Origin of the sequence: Desulfosporosinus metallidurans, assembly GCF_001936615.1 — a bacterium.
In the GTDB taxonomy this organism is placed as follows: Bacteria; Bacillota; Desulfitobacteriia; order Desulfitobacteriales; family Desulfitobacteriaceae; genus Desulfosporosinus; species Desulfosporosinus metallidurans.
In genome coordinates this window covers 1-2,108 of the sequence record NZ_MLBF01000133.1, presented here as the reverse complement: position 1 = coordinate 2,108, position 2,108 = coordinate 1, and the positions used below count along the sequence as shown (strand labels likewise).

At 39.0% G+C, this 2,108-nt stretch carries 1 protein-coding gene; it reads left to right on the top strand.

Going from position 1 to position 2,108, the window contains the following annotated elements; all coding sequences use genetic code 11:
* Positions 1-114: 114 nt before the first annotated feature.
* The gene (gene ltrA / locus DSOL_RS25900; RefSeq protein WP_075367572.1) at positions 115-1,968 is read left to right on the top strand and encodes a group II intron reverse transcriptase/maturase; all 1,854 of its coding nucleotides are present in this window, start codon (positions 115-117) and stop codon (positions 1,966-1,968) included.
* Positions 1,969-2,108: the final 140 nt, after the last annotated feature.

Sequence of the window (2,108 nt, the reverse complement as noted above, 5' to 3'; positions counted from 1 at the left end):
GGAGGGACAGGCTGTAGTCACAAAAAGTATAAACGTCTAAGTGCATAGTATTCGAAGGTTCGAGTATGACTAACAAAGGTGAAATCCCCTCTGTAAAGGAGAAAGTAACCGACTTTGACAACTGAAAAGAAGCTTAAAAGGCAAAAGCTGCGAAATGCTGAATATTACGATTTCCAAGCAATTCAAGATGAACTATACGAACGAAGCAAGCGAAATGAAGTTTTTACTAATTTGGTGGAATTAATTACGATGAGAGAAAACATCGGGCTTGCCTATCGCAACATCAAGAAAAACAAGGGAAGTAAAACAGCAGGCGTAGACAAAAAGACAATTGATGACTTGGCAAAATGGCAAGATGAGCAACTTATTGATTATGTGAGAGCCAGACTACAATGTTACAAACCTCAAGCAGTCCGCAGAGTAGAAATACTGAAAGATAATGACGCAACGAAGAAGCGCCCATTGGGAATCCCCACCATTATGGAAAGGCTCATTCAACAGTGTATATTACAGGTATTGGAACCGATTTGCGAAGCGAAGTTTTTTGAACGAAGCAATGGATTCAGACCGAATAGGAGTACAGAACATGCAATTTCGCAAGCGCATAAATATATGCAAAATAGTGGACTACACTTTGTAATAGACATTGATATTCGAGCCTTTTTCGACAATGTGAATCATGCAAAACTAATAAAGCAACTATGGACGATGGGTATTAGAGATAAAAAGCTACTCAGTATCATCTCAGAAATGCTGAAAGCGGAGATTGCAGGAATAGGCTTTCCAGAACAGGGAAGCCCCCAGGGCTCGGTGATTTCGCCGTTATTTTCTAACGTCGTGTTAAACGAATTAGATTGGTGGATAGCAAGCCAATGGGAAACGATACCTACACAGCACCGATATAACCTGAAATATAAAGGTGCTAAATACACAGCACTACGGCGGACAAACTTAAAGGAATGTTACATTGTAAGATACGCTGATGACTTTAAAATCTTTTGCCGTAAAAGAAGTGATGCGGTAAAGCTGTTTAAGGCGACGAAGCAGTGGTTAATGGATCGACTAGGATTAGAGATAAGTCCAGAAAAGTCCAAAATTGTAAACCTCAAACGCCACTACTCTAACTTTTTAGGCTTCAGATTGAAACTTCACAAGAAGGGCAAAAAGAAAAACGGAGAACCAAGATATACTGTAAAATCTCACATTTCCAAGAAGGCTGAAAAAAAAATCAAGGACAAAACGCATGAATTAGTGAAAGAAATCCAGAAACCGCAAGGAATGCAGACCGGTTATGAAGCAGTTAATAAATATAATGCTTATGTAATTGGGGTACACAACTATTATGCAATAGCAACCCTTGTGAGCGTGGATTTCAACCAAATTGCCTTTGGAGTCAAAAAGAGTCTCAAAGCAAGGTTGAAAGATGGAATAAAGCGAGCAGGAAAGGATCCACCAAAATATATTAAAGAGCGGTACGGAAGCAGCAAGGAACTGCGATATATCTATGGCACAGCAATAGTTCCCCTTGCCTATATACGGCATCGAGTAGCGCTGTATAAGAAGAAAGGTATTAACAAATATACTAAAATAGGTAGGGAAGAAATTCATAAGCGACTTGAATGCGTAGACATAGATATGCTCATGTATTTAATGCGAAATCCTGAAAAAGGGCAAAGCATTGAATATAATGACAACAGGTTATCGCTGTATGCTGCTCAAAAAGGAAAATGTGCTGTCACTGGAGCAATTCTTGAATTTGAGACTATGTATTGCCACCACAAAAAACCATTAGTATTGGGTGGCGAGGATAAGTATAAAAATCTCATACTTGTCACTAAGGCAATGCATGAACTTATACATGAACCAGACAAAAGCAAACTTAAACTGGCTGCTGCCGCTTTATTACTTGATAAACGACAAGTTAAAAAATTGATAGTTCTGAATAACCTTGCAGTAAAGGTCTCTTAAGCAAAATCATTCGAGTTGCAAACTGTGCAAATTGGATTAACTACTAATTGTGATTGAACGCCGTGTGAAGGGAAACTTTCATGCACGGTGTGGGACGGGGGAAAAGGCAGCGATAATATCAAAGCCTTACCTATCGTTAT